Genomic DNA, 16,444 nt, shown 5'->3' on the forward strand with positions numbered 1-16,444 from the left:
AAATTTTTACCTCCCCACTCTGAGTGGCTCAATGACTTCTTCGACAAGTTGCTTACAAGCTTCCTTGATTTGTTTTTTATAGAGGAGGGGATTGAGGGCGTCTGCCACCTCTATCTTATAGTCCTGATAGCGCTGGCTCTTGGTCAGCTGGCTCTCTCCCAGTTGTTTCTTGGCTCCCTTGCGGTAGTGCTCGACATAGTAACGGAGTTCATCCTCTCCGACATACCAACGTTTGCTGAAGACTTGGATATGTTGCTGGATAACCGCCTCGATCATCTGATCCAAGATATTGGCAATGGACTGACCACGATAGCTTTCTGGATTTGCTTGGACTTCCTTCCATAGTTCCGTGATGATCTGGGCAAGATTTGGATTGGTCTTCTCAAGGCTCTCAATATAGCTATCCACTGCTTCTCTATCTTGAGAGCTTAGGTTCTTTTCTTGACTCTGACCTTGCTCGATCAGGCTTTGGATCAAGGTTAGGATATAGGCATAGTTGATTTCATCCACTTGGATAGACTCTAGTTCATAGTGAATATCAAGGGGCTCCCCGTCCTCACCACCATCATCTCTTCGACTTTTTAATTCTGCCAGGATATTTTGATAAAAGCCAAGATAGGTTTCCAATTCTTCTGCGCTTAGTCCTGTCTGGGCGTAGATTTCTTCTTCATCATACTCTTTATAAACTCGGATAGAAGCTAGATATTTATCAAAGACTTGATAGGCCTTGGCGAGCTTTCTCAACTCAGGTGTAGAGATTTGCTCGATTTGGAGTCCTTCCTCAGGATCATCGGTGATGAGATTTTGGAAATCACTGCAACTCCGTAAAAAGTTCCTCTTTTCCTCTTCCCAACTAGGAGCTAAAACCTCGTTTTCACCACCATTTGAGTAAAGCTTGAGGGCATTATCCACTGCTTCCTTAAAAGCTAGAGGTTTTTGGAAGGTAATGATATGACCATAGGTCTTACTGGAGTCAAAGATCCGATTGGTTCGGCTAAAGGCCTGGATCAAGTCCTGCGGTTGCATAGGCTTTCTGTCGATAAAGAGAGTCGATAAACAAGGAGCATCGAATCCTGTTAAAAGACGATTGACCACGATGACCAAGTCCAACTGCTCCTTGCGATAGAGGTATTTATCCTGTTTTCGAGCTAGACGGTTATTGACATCCGTATTAAAGCCACGAAGATCCGCCATGGTAAAATGAGTATCAAACTCTTGGTTATAGTCCTCTAGGACCTGCTTCATGTGGTCTTGGTTGGCTCTTGACTCTTCTTCATTTTCAGTGACAGAGTAGGTGATGGTCGCCTTTGGAAAGTCTGGAAGGACCTGCTTGACCCTTTCCGATACCTTGACACGTGTCTGACCAGCCTTGACTCGTTTGAGTAGGTCATAGTAGGCTTGGGCTTGAGGGATGGACTTAACGGTTAGGATGGCATTGTAGGTCTTACCTACTCCCTTTTGGAAGCCTAGCTGTTGGCGAGATTTATTGATAATGGCATCCAAGACTTCCAGCATGTGCTCCTCATTCTCGTAGACGGTATCCGGTATTTCATTTTCAGCCTGATCTGTAATGAGGGTATTGCGATAATCCACCTTAAAGCCTAAAACAGCTCCATCGTGGATGGCTTCCTTGACTGTATACTCATGTAGACGGTCACCATACTGTTGCTGGGTGGTTTGGGCAAGGTCTCCGACCTGCTGGCGTTTATTTTCCTTAAAGATAGGCGTTCCTGTAAAGCCATACCAGAGAGACTGAGGGAAAAAGGCTTTAATGTCTTTTTGTGTCTGTGGAGTCACGGCACGGTGGCATTCATCCACGACAAAGGCCACTCGGAGTCCCTTGATTTTGTCCGCATCACGCTGGTAAAGTCCTTGGTCAAACTTGCGCATCATGGTGGTGATTTTCTGGATGGTGGTCACCACGACACGCTTATCATTACTTTCTAGTCGCTTGACTAGGTCATGGGTATTATCCGTCTCGTCGATATCAATGACATCATTGGTCGCATAGGAGAGGAAGGATGATGTGGTCTGTTGGTCAAGGTCCCTGCGGTCAACGACAAAAATCGTCTTTTGGATAGATGGAATCTGGAGGAGATTCCGAGCCACCTTATAAGAAGTCAGGGTCTTCCCTGAACCTGTCGTATGCCAAACATAGCCAGACTCCTGACAGCGAGAAGCTTCCTGCACCGCTTCGATGGCATGGATCTGGTAGGGGCGCAAGAGAATGAGAGATTTCTTGCTATCATCAATGACAGAATACTGCATGACCATCTGGTGCGCACGAGGGATAGAAAGGACTTCGTGGGCAAAGCTAGTCAGGTTTGTCACAGGATGATTGTCCTTATCCACCCACTTGGTTAGAAATTGCTTGTTGAGTTTATTTTCACGAGCTGCAGCTATATAGCGAGTATCGATCTTGTTGGTCACAACAAACATCTGCAAGCTAGAGTAGATGCCACGGAACTTGCCTTCGCGGTCATATTTTTTAATCTGATGAAAGGCATCTAAAAAGGGAACTCTAGGACTTTTAAGTTCAATTTGAATCATGGGCAAGCCATTGATGAGGAGGGTCACATCTAGCCTACGGTCTTGATCTAGGGGATTGGCCCTGTCTCTCTCGACTTGATTGACAACTTCATAGCTAGACTTACCAGCTGCGATATTGTCTCGCCAGATGACGGATAAGCGGATGGTTCCTAGGCTTGCATCCTCTCTTTGAACCTCGACTTTGGTAATGCCGTTTTCACCGACCAACCACTTGGCAGCATCATAGTAGCTGACAAAGTTGAGTTGGTTTTTTATTTGGCGTTTTTCCTGCTCTGTCAAAGGATGGTCTGTTAGCAGGGCTACGTTATTTTGGGCTAGTTTAGTAAAGAAGTTCTCCCATAGTTGTTCTTCTGTTTTTAGGTCTTCTCGATAAGTCCATTGACTTTCACCAGTCACCAGCTGGTCAATGAGTTGTTTTTCTATCTCCAGTTCTGGTTTTACCTGCATCATTTTCTCCTTTAACGATGTTCTACTTTCTTTATTATAACATGTTTATCTTTAATTCCCCCTTCTTTTATCAAAATATGGTATAGTAGAATCATACTATCTATGAGGAGTTTACATGTCACAGGATAAGCAAATGAAAGCTGTTTCTCCCCTTCTACAGCAAGTCATCAATATTTCATCTATCGTCGGGGGAGTCGGCACCTTGATTTTCTGTATTTGGGCCTATCAGGCGGGTGTTTTACAGTCCAAGGAAACCCTATCGGCCTTTATCCAGCAAGCTGGGGTTTGGGGACCACCACTCTTTATCTTTTTACAGATCCTACAAACCGTTGTTCCGATCATTCCGGGAGCTTTGACCTCAGTGGCTGGGGTCTTTATTTACGGCCACATCATCGGAACTATCTATAACTATATTGGCATCGTGATTGGCTGTGCCATTATCTTTTACCTCGTGCGCCTCTACGGAGCTGCCTTTGTCCAGTCCGTCGTCAGCAAGCGCACCTATGATAAGTACATCGGTTGGCTAGATAAGGGCAATCGCTTCGATCGTTTCTTTATCTTTATGATGATCTGGCCTGTCAGTCCAGCTGACTTTCTCTGTATGCTGGCAGCACTGACCAAGATGACCTTCAAGCGCTATATGATTATTATCATTTTGACCAAGCCCTTTACCCTAGTGGTTTATACTTATGGTTTGACCTATATCATTGATTTCTTCTGGCAGATGTTTTGAGAATAGAAAAATCCGTTTGGAAAACCAAACGGATTTTTAGAGCATAGATAAACTATCTCTTGATACTAACTATACTTTGGTATGCAATTCATCCCTTTTTCGCGAGTAAAGCGAGGACTTACCTAGACTTTCCGCCGTGATAGAAACACCTGAAATCTAATGGTTTCAGGTGTTCGGAAACTTTGAGACTTTAGGCTCAAAGTTTAGGTATGGAATTTCGAAGAAAGTCGCTACCGTCCGTAATCACTTTCGGAAAGGCTCAAAAAAAATTGTCTTCAAAGAAAACATCCGTTTGGTTTCCCAAGCGGATGTTTTTTTATTTTGCGACGCTTTTAGCGAGAACAAAGTTCCCAAGTGTTGCGGAACCATTTCCTGCGACTGCTGGAGTGACAATGTAGTCACGCACGTCTGGTACTGGTAGATAGCCATTGAGGAGGGCTGTGAATTTCTCACGCACACGGTCCAGCATGTGTTGTTGGGCCATAACTCCACCACCAAAGACGATCACATCTGGACGGAAAGTCACTGTAGCATTGACCGCAGCTTGAGCGATATAGTAGGCTTGGACGTCCCAGACAGAGTTGTTGAGTTCGATGTTTTCACCACGAACACCTGTACGGGCTTCGAGACTTGGACCAGCCGCAAAGCCTTCCAAACAGCCCTTGTGGAAAGGACAAACGCCATTAAATTCTTTTTCAATATCCATTGGGTGTTTGGCTACATAGTAGTGACCCATTTCAGGGTGACCGACACCTCCGATAAACTCACCACGTTGGATAACACCTGCACCGATACCTGTACCAATCGTGTAGTAAACCAAGTTTTCGATACGGCCACCAGCATTGTTACGAGCAACCACTTCACCATAGGCAGAGCTATTTACGTCAGTTGTGAAATACATGGGTACGTTGAGGGCACGACGAAGGGCACCAAGTAGGTCCACATTTGCCCAGTGAGGTTTTGGAGTCGTTGTGATAAAGCCATAGGTTTTTGAGTTTTTATCGATATCGATGGGACCGAAGGAACCGATGGCAAGACCTGCAAGATTATCGAATTTTGAGAAGAACTCAATGGTTTTATCGATGGTCTCGATAGGAGTTGTTGTAGGAAACTGTGTTTTTTCTACAACGTTAAAATCTTCATCTCCGACAGCACAGACAAACTTTGTACCGCCCGCTTCTAAGCTTCCATATAATTTTGTCATGATAAACCTCTTATCTTTGTTTTCTCTATTATAGCACATTTTAAAAGGCTAGATTTCTCAATATTTTAGATTTTCCTCTGTAAATCTTACCATCCAAGTAAAAACGAACAAACATGATATTTGTTCGTTTTGTTTTTAGATTTGATTTTTGAAGAGGACTAGGCTTTCACTTCGATGATAGCGTCACCCTTGACAACTGAACCGCTTGCGACTGGTGTCACAGAAGCATAGTCTGCTGTGTTGGTTACGATAACCATTGTTGTGTCGTCAAGACCTGCAGCAGCGATTTTGCTTGAGTCAAAAGTTCCGAGAACGTCACCTGCTTTGACCTTGTCACCTTGAGCAACTTTTTGTTCAAAGCCTTCACCGTTCATAGTCACCGTATCGATACCAACGTGGATCAAAATCTCAGCTCCGTTGGCTGTCTTCAAACCGTAGGCATGTCCTGTGGCAAAGGCGATAGATACTTCTGCATCAGCGGGTGCGTAAACCACGCCTTGGCTTGGTTTAACAGCGATACCTTGTCCCATTGCACCACTTGAAAAGATTGGGTCGTTGACATCAGCAAGCGCTACGACATCACCAACGATAGGAGTTTGGATTGTTTCGTTTTTGATAGCAGCTGATTCTTCAGATACTGATGCTTCAGCTGTTGCTTCAACTTTAGTTTCAGCTACACTTGCAGCCGCTACTGTTGCGGCCTCATCAGCAAAGACACCTGCTGCTTTTGTTTTACCATAGAAATAAGTCAAGGCAAAGGCTGCGGCAAATGAAATCACTTCTGCAACTACATACATAGGAATTGAACTTGCTTTAATGGAAAGGAATCCGATAAAGCCAGCTGCTCCCAAAGAAACTGCAATGACATGGGTCAAACCTGCCACAAAGGCACCAACTGCTGAACCAGCAAGAGCACAGAAGAATGGGAATTTGTATTTCAAGTTTACCCCAAAGAGAGCAGGCTCAGTGATACCAAGGAAGGCTGAAACAGCTGCTGAACCTGACAAGCCTTTAGTTTTAGCATTTTTAGTCAAGAAGTAGATAGCAAGTGTGGCTGCACCTTGCGCCACGTTTGCCATTGAGGCAACAACAAATATATAGTCACCAAATCCAGTACCGTTATTATTGTAGGCTGATAGCAACTGTGTTTCAATCGCAGGGAATGATTGGTGAAGACCAGTCATAACGATCAATGAGTAGGTTCCACCAAAGAGACCCATACCAAAGGCACCTGTAGTATTGTATAGCCATACAATCACATTGGTAATCGCATCAGATACTACCAACATCACCGGACCAATAACTGTAAAAGTTAGGAATCCTGTAATCATAACAGACAAGAGCGGTGTGAAAGTAAAGTCAACTGCAGATGGCAATTTCTTGTGGAAGAATTTTTCCAGAGTCGCCAATAACCAGACAGCCACAAGAACTGGAATAACTTGGTAAGCATAGTTTGTTTGTGTAACATGGTAACCTAAAATATCCCAAAAAGCTTCTTTACCACCCAAATCTGGTGTGGTCATAATCATACCGATGGCCGCACCAAGAAATTGGTTTGCCCCAAAGCGTTTAGCCGCTGAAATCCCTACTAAAACAGGCAAGAACATAAATGGGGCAGCAGACATCAATTGAATCATCGCTGAAATCCCTTTGATAGCAGGGTACATGTCTTCAATAGATTGAGGTCCAAATAAGTCTGGTGAGGTCAAGAAGTTACGCAATGCCATCAAAAGACCACCCGCAACCAATGCAGGAATGATCGGAACAAAGATATCTGACAAAAGCTTAATCAAATCCATCAATGGATTAAATTTTTTGTCTTTATTCACAATCTCTTTTAAATCATCTGTAGAAGCTTCTTTCAAACCTGTTTTTTTGATGATTTCTGCATATACAAAGTTAACGTCTCCGGGACCAATAATAATTTGGTATTGTCCGTTTGTACTAAATGTACCTTTAATATCAGCATTGTTATCTAGAGCTGCTTGATTCACTTTTGATTCGTCTTTTAATACAAGACGAAGACGAGTGGCACAATGTGCTGCAGCTACTAGATTATCTTTTCCAACAGCCTCAATGACCTCGGAAGCTACTTTATTATAATCCATAGCAATAATCTCCTTATAAAAACTTTGTTCTTGTTTGAAAGCGATTTTATTCGCCCTACGACTATTATTTTATCATGTTTCTAAAATATGTCAAGCGTTTTGCAGGATTTTTTATTTCCTTTCTTTTTTCTCTGATTATTTTTACTCGTTTTTGAGGGAAATTCTCTTTTTCCTCAAAAAATATCTTTAAACTTGAGGAATCAAGGTTTTTATTTACATTTTCTTTCATTTTTTCGTGAAAATTTGCCAGATTTCCTTTACTTGATTTATGGCAATCGTTTGACATTTTTTTCTCTTTTTCAACATAAAAGACTTGCTTTTTTTGCCGAAAACGTTTACTATTAAGATAGTAGAACTTTAGGAGGAAAGATAAAATGGAATGGACAACAGAGCGTCGCTACAGACGCTATGAAGATTGGACAGATGATGAAATCAAGCAAATCAAGGAAAAGATGGCACAATCTCCTTGGCATACTCGTTACCATGTCGAGCCAAAAACAGGACTTCTCAATGATCCAAATGGCTTTTCTTATTTTGATGGCAAATGGATTCTCTTTTACCAGAACTTCCCCTTTGGTGCAGCCCATGGGTTGAAGTCTTGGGTGCAGCTTGAAAGTGATGATTTAGTGCACTTTACAGAAACTGGAGTCAAAGTTTTGCCAGATACTCCATTAGATAGCCACGGTGCCTACTCTGGGTCTGCCATGCAGTTCGGCGATCAGTTGTTCCTATTTTATACTGGAAATGTCCGTGATGATAATTGGATCCGTCACCCTTACCAGATTGGCGCTTTGATGGATAAGGATGGCAAGATTACAAAGATTGACAAGATCTTGATTGACCAGCCAGCAGACTCTACAGACCACTTCCGCGACCCGCAAATTTTTAACTTTAAAGGTCAATATTATGCCATCGTCGGTGGACAGGACTTGGAGAAAAAAGGCTTCGTCCGTCTCTACAAGGCTGTGGATAATGACTATACAAACTGGCACGCAGTTGGCGACCTTGACTTTGCTAACGACCGTACTGCCTATATGATGGAATGTCCAAATCTAGTCTTTATCGGCGAACAACCTGTCCTTCTCTACTGTCCACAAGGATTGGATAAGAGTGTTCTAGACTATGATAATATCTATCCAAACATGTACAAAATCGGGGCTTCCTTTGATCCTGAAAATGCCAAAATGGTCGATGTGTCTCCATTACAAAATCTAGACTATGGTTTCGAAGCCTATGCAACTCAAGCCTTCAACGCTCCAGATGGACGTGCATTGGCAGTAAGTTGGCTTGGACTACCAGATGTTTCTTACCCATCTGACCGTTTTGACCACCAAGGAACCTTCTCATTAGTCAAAGAACTCACTATCAAAGATGGCAAACTCTACCAATATCCTGTCTCAGCCGTCAAAGAACTTCGTTCTTCTGAAGAGGTCTTCTCAAATCGTACTCAAACCAATAACACCTATGAACTTGAGCTCAACTTGGAGGCCAATAGCCAAAGCGAGATTGTCTTGCTCGCTGATAAAGAAGGCAAGGGGCTTTCAATCAACTTTGACCTTGTCAATGGACAGATGACAGTGGATCGTAGTCAGGCTGGTGAACAGTACGCTCAAGAATTTGGTACCACTCGTTCTTGCCCTATCAATAACCAAGCTACTACTGCCACTATCTTCATCGATAAGTCAGTCTTTGAAATTTTCATCAATAAAGGAGAAAAAGTATTTTCTGGTCGTGTCTTCCCACATGCGGACCAAAATGGGATCCTCATCAAGTCTGGAAACCCAACTGGGACTTACTATGAATTAGATTATGGTCGCAAAACTAACTGATGTCGCAAAACTTGCAGGCGTCAGCCCCACTACCGTCTCACGGGTCATCAATAAAAAGGGTTATCTATCTGAGAAAACCATTCAAAAGGTTAATGAAGCCATGCGAGAATTGGGCTACAAGCCTAATAATCTGGCTCGAAGCCTCCAAGGAAAATCTGCCAAGTTGATTGGACTTATTTTTCCAAACATCAGTCATGTCTTTTATGCGGAGTTGATTGACAAATTGGAACACCAGCTCTTCAAGAATGGCTACAAGACCATCATCTGTAACAGCGAACACGACTCTGAAAAAGAACGGGAGTACATTGAAATGCTGGAGGCCAATCAGGTCGATGGTATCATTTCTGGAAGTCACAACTTGGGAATCGAAGACTACAATCGCGTGACTGCACCGATCATTTCCTTTGACCGAAACTTGTCTCCAGACATCCCTGTTGTCTCCTCTGATAACTACGGCGGCGGGGTCCTCGCAGCCCAAACCTTGGTCAAGACAGGAGCTCAGTCTATCATCATGATTACAGGAAATGACAATTCCAACTCACCGACTGGACTGCGCCACGCTGGTTTTGCCTCTGTTCTCCCAAAAGCGCCTATTATCAATGTTTCGAGTGACTTTTCTCCCGTCCGAAAAGAAATGGAAATCAAGAATATCTTGACCCATCAGAAACCAGATGCGATTTTTGCTTCGGATGATTTGACAGCTATCCTGGTGATCAAAATCGCTCAAGAGCTGGGAATTTCTGTTCCTGAAGAGCTCAAGGTCATCGGCTATGATGGGACTTACTTTATCGAGAACTACTATCCTCATTTGACAACGATTAAGCAACCTATGAAAGAGATTGCCCACCTCACTGTCGATCTTCTCTTGCAGAAGATTGAAGGCAAAGAGGTCGCGACAACTGGTTACTTCTTACCCGTCACCCTATTACCTGGAAAAAGTATTTAATACTCTTCGAAAATCTCCTTTAAACCACGTCAGCGTCGCCTTACCGTACTCAAGTACAGCTTACGGCTAGCTTCCTAGTTTGCTTTTTGATTTTCATTGAGTATAAACACAAGAAAACTCAGACTGCTTCGTCTGAGTTTTTTATGATCTTAAGTTTTCGAGATAGCGCTGGGCTGTCTCTAAGTTAAAGGTTTTATCTGCGATGAGGCGCTCAACGAGGGGAGCAACTTCAGACTCACTAGCACCTGCTAGGAGAGCTAGCGATTTGGCCTGCAATTTCATGTGGCCTTGCTGGATGCCCGTACTTACCAAGGCTTTGAGGGCCGCAAAGTTTTGGGCAAGACCGATGGACACGATAATTTGAGCTAATTCCTTGGCTGAAGGATTTCCTAGTAGTTCATGACTGAGGGCTACACGTGGGTTGAGTCCAATAGAACCACCCTTTGTAGCTACCGGCATGGGTAATGTCATCTCACCAACCAATTCTTCTCTTTCCATGTCCAGCTTCCATTGACTAAGACCTTGATAGCGTCCATCTCGACTGGCAAAGGCATGAGCCCCAGCTTCGATGGCACGCCAGTCATTACCCGTGGCGATTAAAATGGCATCAATACCATTAAAAATCCCTTTATTATGGGTAGCTGCTCGGTAGGGATCAGCCTGCGCAAACTGGCTAGCTAAGGATATTTTCTCCGCAATTTCTCGTCCTTGGTCCCTTTGAGGACTCAAGTAGCGAAAGGCGATACGACAGCTTGCAGTCACCAGAGAATCTGTCGCGTAGTTAGACAGGATCCCCATGAGACTCTGTCCTTGACTGAGTTCTTCTAAGACTGGCTTCAAGGCTTCCAGCATGGTGTTGAGCATATTGGCTCCCATGGCTTCCTGGGTATCGACATGGAGATAGACAACGAGAAAGTCTGTTTCACCTTTGATCTGTTCTACATGCAAATCACGCGCCCCACCACCACGTTTGACGATAGAAGGATAGGCTTGATTGGCAAGTTCCAAGAGCTCGGCTTTCTTGCTGGCAATCTTCTCTTGCGCTTGTTCAGGATCAGCAACTTGATAAAGGGCTACTTGACCGATCATCTGGCGCTCATGTACTTGAGCAGTAAAGCCACCTGACCGCTTGATGATTTTGCTGGCATAGCTGGCCGCAGCAACCACTGAGGGTTCTTCTGTCACATAGGGAACTGTGTAGTCCTGACCGTTCACCAAAAGCTCTGGAATGATGGAATAAGGCAGAGAAAAAGTTCCCACCACATTCTCACTCAGCTGGTCTGCAACTGCCAAGCTGACTTGTTCATCCTGCTCGAGACTCGTTTGCTTTTCAGGACTAAGGAGCGCCTGAGCTTGTAACAACTCAAGGCGCTCATGGTATGATTTTTTAGAAAATCCATTCCAACTTATCTTCATTATTTTTCAACCTTGCTATATCGGCGTTGGTGGTCGACAATTTCCACCAAGGCATAGTCTTGATGTTCATAGCCTGCAAATTGGGCTGAGCCAGACTCATCCAACTGCACCTCTTCGAAGAAGACTTTTTCATAGTCTGCAACAGACAATGCTGTACGTTGCTTGAGTTTGCTCAAGCGATCCTTATCAAGGTAAGTTTCATAACCTTCTACCAGTTCTCCACTAAAGAACTCTGAAACCGCTCCACTTCCGTAACTGTAGAGGACAATTTTATCTCCAGCCTTCAAATTTTCTGCATTTTCCAAAAGGGAGAGAAGCCCAAGGAAGAGGGAACCTGTGTAGATATTCCCAATCATCTGACTGTAGAGAATGGATTTGTCAAAGTTTTCTTGCAGACTATCCTTTTTTTCCTGAGACAAAGTCTTATCCATCATCTTGCGCAAGCCTTTTAGGGCCAACTTAGGGTAAGGTAAGTGGAAGCAGATGGCCGCAAAATCATTCATAGTCCAATCATAACGTTTCTTGTATTCATCCCAAGTCGTCGTAAGACTGTCAAGATATTGCTGAGTTGAGTACAAGCCGTTTACATAAGGAGTGGTTGAATAGTTCGGGCGCCAGAAATCCATAATGTCACGCGTTTGGGCAACATTATCATTGTTAAAGGCCATGGTACGCGGATTTTTTGTGATTAACATGGCCACACTTCCAGCACCCTGAGTTGGCTCACCCGGAGTCCCCACACCATACTTGGCAATATCACTAGCGATGACCAAGACCTTGGACTTTGGAGAATTTTCCACATGTAACTTGGCATAATGGAGGGCAGCTGTTGCTCCGTAGCAGGCTTCTTTGATTTCAAAGCTACGAGCGAAAGGCTGGATGCCTAACAGGCCATGAACAAAGACCGCCGCCGCCTTACTCTGGTCAATCCCTGACTCGGTCGCCACGATGACCATGTCGATTTCTTCTTTTTCTTTGTCTGTTAGAATAGAGTTGCTTGCACTGGCAGCTAAGGTGACAACATCCTCAGTCAATGGTGCAATGCTAATTTCGTTTAACAAGAGTCCCTTGCTAAATTTTTCGGGGTCAACTCCCCTTGCTTCTGCTAGGTCTTGTAATTTCAAGACATATTGACTGGTCGCAAAACCAATCTTATCAATACCGATTGTCATATTTACCTCTGTTTTTTCATTCATTGTAAAAAATCGTTCTATTCTATTTTATCACAAATAGGAACAAATGAGAGAAAAAAGACTTGATTCAACAAATCAAGTCTTTGCTTTGACAGCATTAGGAGGATATGCCTCGCTGTTTTCGGATATAGTAATAAAGTTTCAGAATCACTGTTCCACTTGCCATCCCGATAGAAATGACCAGAGCCAACATAACTACTAGTGTTGCACTGGTAAGGGCATGACTGTAATCGCCTGTCACAAAGAAGGCTGTCGTTCGATAGGATAGATAACCGGGCACCAAGGGGGCAAGAATGGCCAAGACAAAGACCACTGCTGGCGTCTTATATACAATACTTAAAATTTGGCTGATACAAGAACCAACCACCGCTGCAATAAAGGTCGCAAGAATAACATTGGTTGGTTCTTTGAGCACGAGGTAGAGGAGCCAGACACCCATTCCCAGAACACCACCAGGTAGGAGCATGGAACGCTGAACATTTAGTACGATTAGAAAGGTGATAATGGCGAGTAAACTCGCCACTGCTTGGAGTAAAATACTTGTTAGAGTCATCTTATGTCATCAAAACCAGGGCGACGGAGGTGCCGGCCCCTAAAGCGAGGGTAATGAGCAAGGATTCAAACATCTTGCTCATACCAGAGTTGATATGGTTGGTCATGATATCCCGAACTGCATTTGTCAGAGCAATCCCTGGAACAAAAGGCATGACGGCTCCCGCTATGATCAAGTCTGCCGTCGAAGGAAATCCTGTATAGCGGGCCCAGAACTGGGCAATCAATCCAAAAACAAAGGCACCCGCAAAGGCGGTTACAAAAGGAATGCGGACAAACTTCTCTACATAGAGAGAAAAAGCAAAACCAAGTAAGGTCGCAATGGCTGCACCAAAAGCATCATAGGTATTCCCCCCGAACATAATCGAGAAAAAAGGGGCACTGAGAGTTGCTGCAATAGTCACTTGGAACTTGGTATAAGGAAGAGCTTGATTTCTGATTTCCTTTAGCCTTTCAAAAGCCGTAGAGAGATCGATCTGCCCTCCGACAAGCTCCCGTGATACTTGGTTCACATCGCAGACTTTTTCGATGTTGTAGGAGGAAGAAGTTACTCGTTTCATACGAGAAATATTGGTATTCTCAATAGAAAAGAAAATAGCTGCTGGCATGGCAAGAACGTTGCAATCCACTATTCCCTGTGAATGAGCGATACGGATCATGGTGTCCTCCACCCGATAAATCTCCGAACCGCTTTTTAAGAGAATGGTTCCAGCTAGCATAATCACATCAATGACGGCATTCAACTCTCTCGATTCGTCCATTTTCTCCTCCTTTTCTGTTTCCTATATTTTATCACAAAAATCAATGAAAAAAAATCTTTGTCATGAAATCATGACAAAGATTCGTTTAATCTCGAGAACTTTCACGGGTTCCTTCACTATTTGATTGACTAGTTGAAGGAGTGTTTCCTTGTTGGTTCCCCTGATTTGGAGTTGTAGAAGAACCTTGGTTCCCACGTTGTGCAGAACTAGAAGATGAAGTTGATGGTGGTGTTTTCGGTTTGTAGATGGAAAGTTTGATACGCGTGCTAGCAAGGTCAACCTGTTCACCCGCTTTTGGTGTTTGATCTACAACTGTACCTTCTGCTGTTCCTTCAGGAGCAGTCGAAACCTCGACAACCTCAATATTGGCCTCTTTTACACCGACAATCTGAGTCAAATTATTCTTTGTAAATTCGAGACTTGAACCAATATAACTTGGCATAGAAACACTTGTTACTCTCTTAGCAACTGTTAAAGTAATTGTGCTGGCTTTTGAAAGATCATAAGTCGTACCTGCCGCAGGACTTTGTCTGAGAATAATTCCAGGTTCGCTTTCGCTGGATTCTTCCTCTTCCATCTTGATTAGATTCTCAGGAACCTTCTTCTCCTTGAGTTCGGCTACAACTTCCGTGTACTTGCGTCCGACGTAATTGCTCAATTGGAAGGATTGCTTCCCAGAAGAAACAATCAAATTGACCTTGGTCCCTTCTTTTCGGCCACTACCAGCTTCCGGATCGGTTCGAATAACGCGTCCTTCCGCTACTGTGTCGCTGGCTTCTGACTTTTCTTCACCGGCTTCAAACTTGGATTTTTTAAGAGCTTCTTTTGCCTCTGCAACAGTTTGTCCAGCCACATCAGGAATAGCAATCGTTGCTGGTGTTCTAGATAAAATCCAGACCAAAGAGGCTGCAACTAATAGAAGACTAGCTAAAAGAATCATATAGCGAGCCTTAAACTTCCGCTTTTTAGTTGGCTTTTGCGTAGGTGCTTGCTCTGGTGTTAATTTCTTTGACTGAGGACGTTCTTCCTGCGCCGGAGCTTTTGGAATCGAGGTCAGTGTACTTTGTGGAACTTTAGGTAAAGTCTTCGTGTCTGCCTTACTCGCATCATCAAAGATCAGTTTCGGTTCATTTCGACGATTATAAGACAAGCTAGTTGACAAGTCCATATACATTTCTGAAACAGACTGATAGCGATCAGACAATTTCTTAGCAGTTGCCTTGATGACAACATTTTCCAAAGCCTGAGGGACAGATGGGTTTTCAGCAATGACGGACGGAAGTGGCTTCTGGAAATGCTGGAGGGCAATCGTAACCGCGCTATCTCCATCATAAGGGATATGTCCCGTCAGCATCTCATAGAAGATAATCCCCATTGCATAGATATCACTCTGGAAAGTCGCTTTAGAACCACGCGCTTGCTCAGGTGACAAATAATGAACAGAGCCTAACATTGAGTTTGTCTGGGTCAGGCTGGTTTCCGCAAAGGCTACGGCAATCCCAAAGTCCGTGACTTTAGCAGTTCCATCTGGCGTCAAGAGGATATTTTGAGGTTTCAAATCTCGGTGAACAATTCCTCTAGCATGAGCTAAACGCATAGCCAAAAGAATCTGTCCCATAATCCGAACCGCTTCTTCATTTGAAAGAGGATAGTGTTCTTTGATATAACGCTTGAGGTCAAGTCCTGCTACGTATTCCATAGCTAGGTACTGTTGGCCATCTTCCTCACCGATATCTGTTATCCGAACGATATGAGGATGGTCCAGATCCGCCATAGCCCTCGCTTCCCGCTGGAAACGTGCCACAGCAATCGGGTCCGTCTGGTAGTTGGTCCTCAGGACCTTAACTGCCACTTCTTCCCCATCTAGGATCAAATCCTTGGCCAAGTAAACATCTGCCATGCCTCCTCGACCAATCTGCTTGACAATCCGATACCGCCCGGCAAAAATCTTGCCGATTTGGATCATTCTGCCGCCTCCTCGTTCATGTAAACAAGGGCAACCGTAATGTTGTCTAAACCTCCTGCATTGTTAGCAAAACGAATGAGGGTTGCCGCCTTGTCTGCTAGGGAAATATCGCTAGTTACGATATCATAAATCTCACTTGCCGAAATCATATTGGTCAAACCATCACTATTGAGCAAGAGATAATCTCCTGACTCCAGTGTAATCATCCCAAAATCTGGCTGGATTTCATCTTTTTGTCCGATAGACTGGGTGATGATATTCTTTTGAGGGTGAGTTTCTGCTTCTTCTGGAGTCAATTGACCAGCCTTGAGCAATTCATTGACCAAAGAATGGTCACTCGTCAACTGGTGGTATTCTTCTCCACGAATCAAACCGATACGAGAATCTCCAATGTGAGCATAGATGGCTTGGTTGTCAATAAACGCAACAGCTTCTAGCGTTGTTCCCATGCCTCTGTAGGCTTCGTCCTGACCTAGTTGATGAATTTTTTGATTTTCAATCTCCAGGTAGTGGGCAAACCACTCACGAACTTCATTGACTGAGTCAATTTGGGTATCCACCCAATCCACACCGAGGTCTGTTACCGCCATCTCACTAGCGATATTTCCTGCACGGTGTCCTCCCATTCCGTCAGCCAAGATGATCATAGTGCGTCCTGCTCGGTTGACAAAGTGATTGACATAGTCCTGATTATTTGTCCGTTTCTGACCAACATCTGTTAATAATGCTATTTCCATTG

At 43.9% G+C, this 16,444-nt stretch carries 13 protein-coding genes; 3 read left to right on the plus strand and 10 right to left on the minus strand.

Annotated features, from left to right (window positions below; genetic code table 11):
* Nucleotides 1-6: 6 nt before the first annotated feature.
* A complete protein-coding gene (locus HMPREF1516_RS05595) occupies nt 7-3,000 on the minus strand; it encodes a type I restriction endonuclease subunit R (protein WP_033605997.1) in 2,994 nt (997 codons plus the stop codon).
* A gap of 112 nt (nt 3,001-3,112) precedes the next feature.
* Between HMPREF1516_RS05595 and HMPREF1516_RS05600 the strand changes: the two genes are divergently transcribed.
* The gene (locus HMPREF1516_RS05600; protein ID WP_000076174.1) at nt 3,113-3,730 is read left to right on the plus strand and encodes a TVP38/TMEM64 family protein; all 618 of its coding nucleotides are present in this window, start codon (nt 3,113-3,115) and stop codon (nt 3,728-3,730) included.
* Nucleotides 3,731-4,046: 316 nt separating this feature from the next.
* Here HMPREF1516_RS05600 and scrK read toward each other — a convergent pair whose 3' ends face one another.
* From scrK to HMPREF1516_RS10000, 3 genes are all read right to left on the minus strand, one after another.
* The gene (gene scrK, locus HMPREF1516_RS05605) at nt 4,047-4,934 is read right to left on the minus strand and encodes a fructokinase ScrK (RefSeq protein ID WP_033605998.1); all 888 of its coding nucleotides are present in this window, start codon (nt 4,932-4,934) and stop codon (nt 4,047-4,049) included.
* 158 nt (nt 4,935-5,092) lie between these two features.
* Complete coding sequence (locus tag HMPREF1516_RS05610) at nt 5,093-7,042, minus strand: sucrose-specific PTS transporter subunit IIBC (protein ID WP_033605999.1); 1,950 nt, start codon at nt 7,040-7,042, stop codon at nt 5,093-5,095.
* Between the two features lie 64 nt (nt 7,043-7,106).
* A complete protein-coding gene (locus tag HMPREF1516_RS10000; RefSeq protein ID WP_033606000.1) occupies nt 7,107-7,328 on the minus strand; it encodes a hypothetical protein in 222 nt (73 codons plus the stop codon).
* Nucleotides 7,329-7,416: 88 nt separating this feature from the next.
* Between HMPREF1516_RS10000 and HMPREF1516_RS05620 the strand changes: the two genes are divergently transcribed.
* The gene (locus tag HMPREF1516_RS05620) at nt 7,417-8,871 is read left to right on the plus strand and encodes a sucrose-6-phosphate hydrolase (RefSeq protein ID WP_033606001.1); all 1,455 of its coding nucleotides are present in this window, start codon (nt 7,417-7,419) and stop codon (nt 8,869-8,871) included.
* Entirely contained in the window at nt 8,852-9,817 is a 966-nt protein-coding gene (locus HMPREF1516_RS05625) for a LacI family DNA-binding transcriptional regulator (protein WP_033606002.1), read from the plus strand. Before HMPREF1516_RS05620 ends, HMPREF1516_RS05625 begins: the two co-directional genes overlap by 20 nt.
* A 141-nt stretch (nt 9,818-9,958) precedes the next feature.
* On the opposite strand, the gene HMPREF1516_RS05630 is transcribed toward HMPREF1516_RS05625, so the two are convergent.
* The 6 genes from HMPREF1516_RS05630 to HMPREF1516_RS05655 all read right to left on the minus strand — a co-directional run bounded on the left by HMPREF1516_RS05630 (nt 9,959) and on the right by HMPREF1516_RS05655 (nt 16,442).
* Nucleotides 9,959-11,233, minus strand: a complete 1,275-nt coding sequence (locus HMPREF1516_RS05630; protein ID WP_033606003.1) for a hydroxymethylglutaryl-CoA reductase, degradative — start codon at nt 11,231-11,233, stop codon at nt 9,959-9,961.
* Nucleotides 11,233-12,405 (minus strand): hydroxymethylglutaryl-CoA synthase, encoded by a 1,173-nt coding sequence (locus tag HMPREF1516_RS05635; protein WP_033606058.1) that lies wholly within the window; start codon nt 12,403-12,405, stop codon nt 11,233-11,235. Before HMPREF1516_RS05635 ends, HMPREF1516_RS05630 begins: the two co-directional genes overlap by 1 nt.
* A 118-nt stretch (nt 12,406-12,523) precedes the next feature.
* Nucleotides 12,524-12,979, minus strand: a complete 456-nt coding sequence (locus HMPREF1516_RS05640) for a threonine/serine exporter family protein (protein ID WP_033606004.1) — start codon at nt 12,977-12,979, stop codon at nt 12,524-12,526.
* A gap of 1 nt (nt 12,980) precedes the next feature.
* Entirely contained in the window at nt 12,981-13,739 is a 759-nt protein-coding gene (locus HMPREF1516_RS05645) for a threonine/serine exporter family protein (protein ID WP_000344546.1), read from the minus strand.
* A gap of 85 nt (nt 13,740-13,824) precedes the next feature.
* Nucleotides 13,825-15,705 carry a Stk1 family PASTA domain-containing Ser/Thr kinase gene (gene pknB, locus HMPREF1516_RS05650; protein WP_033606005.1) on the minus strand — a complete coding sequence of 627 codons (1,881 nt, stop codon included), beginning with the start codon at nt 15,703-15,705 and terminating at the stop codon, nt 13,825-13,827.
* Nucleotides 15,702-16,442 (minus strand): Stp1/IreP family PP2C-type Ser/Thr phosphatase, encoded by a 741-nt coding sequence (locus tag HMPREF1516_RS05655; protein ID WP_000401532.1) that lies wholly within the window; start codon nt 16,440-16,442, stop codon nt 15,702-15,704. The genes pknB and HMPREF1516_RS05655 overlap by 4 nt, the downstream gene beginning before the upstream one ends.
* Nucleotides 16,443-16,444 lie beyond the last annotated feature (2 nt).

Origin of the sequence: Streptococcus sp. CM6 (assembly GCF_000526095.1) — a bacterium.
In the GTDB taxonomy this organism is placed as follows: domain Bacteria; phylum Bacillota; class Bacilli; order Lactobacillales; family Streptococcaceae; genus Streptococcus; species Streptococcus oralis_BW.

Bases quoted from the DNA above. Each gene is read 5' to 3' on its own strand.
- HMPREF1516_RS05595 (WP_033605997.1), bottom strand. From the start codon at position 3,000: ATGATGCAGGTAAAACCAGAACTGGAGATAGAAAAACAACTCATTGAC.
- HMPREF1516_RS05600 (WP_000076174.1), top strand. From the start codon at position 3,113: ATGTCACAGGATAAGCAAATGAAAGCTGTTTCTCCCCTTCTACAGCAA.
- scrK (WP_033605998.1), bottom strand. From the start codon at position 4,934: ATGACAAAATTATATGGAAGCTTAGAAGCGGGCGGTACAAAGTTTGTC.
- HMPREF1516_RS05610 (WP_033605999.1), bottom strand. From the start codon at position 7,042: ATGGATTATAATAAAGTAGCTTCCGAGGTCATTGAGGCTGTTGGAAAA.
- HMPREF1516_RS10000 (WP_033606000.1), bottom strand. From the start codon at position 7,328: ATGTCAAACGATTGCCATAAATCAAGTAAAGGAAATCTGGCAAATTTT.
- HMPREF1516_RS05620 (WP_033606001.1), top strand. From the start codon at position 7,417: ATGGAATGGACAACAGAGCGTCGCTACAGACGCTATGAAGATTGGACA.
- HMPREF1516_RS05625 (WP_033606002.1), top strand. From the start codon at position 8,852: ATGGTCGCAAAACTAACTGATGTCGCAAAACTTGCAGGCGTCAGCCCC.
- HMPREF1516_RS05630 (WP_033606003.1), bottom strand. From the start codon at position 11,233: ATGAAGATAAGTTGGAATGGATTTTCTAAAAAATCATACCATGAGCGC.
- HMPREF1516_RS05635 (WP_033606058.1), bottom strand. From the start codon at position 12,405: ATGACAATCGGTATTGATAAGATTGGTTTTGCGACCAGTCAATATGTC.
- HMPREF1516_RS05640 (WP_033606004.1), bottom strand. From the start codon at position 12,979: ATGACTCTAACAAGTATTTTACTCCAAGCAGTGGCGAGTTTACTCGCC.
- HMPREF1516_RS05645 (WP_000344546.1), bottom strand. From the start codon at position 13,739: ATGGACGAATCGAGAGAGTTGAATGCCGTCATTGATGTGATTATGCTA.
- pknB (WP_033606005.1), bottom strand. From the start codon at position 15,705: ATGATCCAAATCGGCAAGATTTTTGCCGGGCGGTATCGGATTGTCAAG.
- HMPREF1516_RS05655 (WP_000401532.1), bottom strand. From the start codon at position 16,442: ATGGAAATAGCATTATTAACAGATGTTGGTCAGAAACGGACAAATAAT.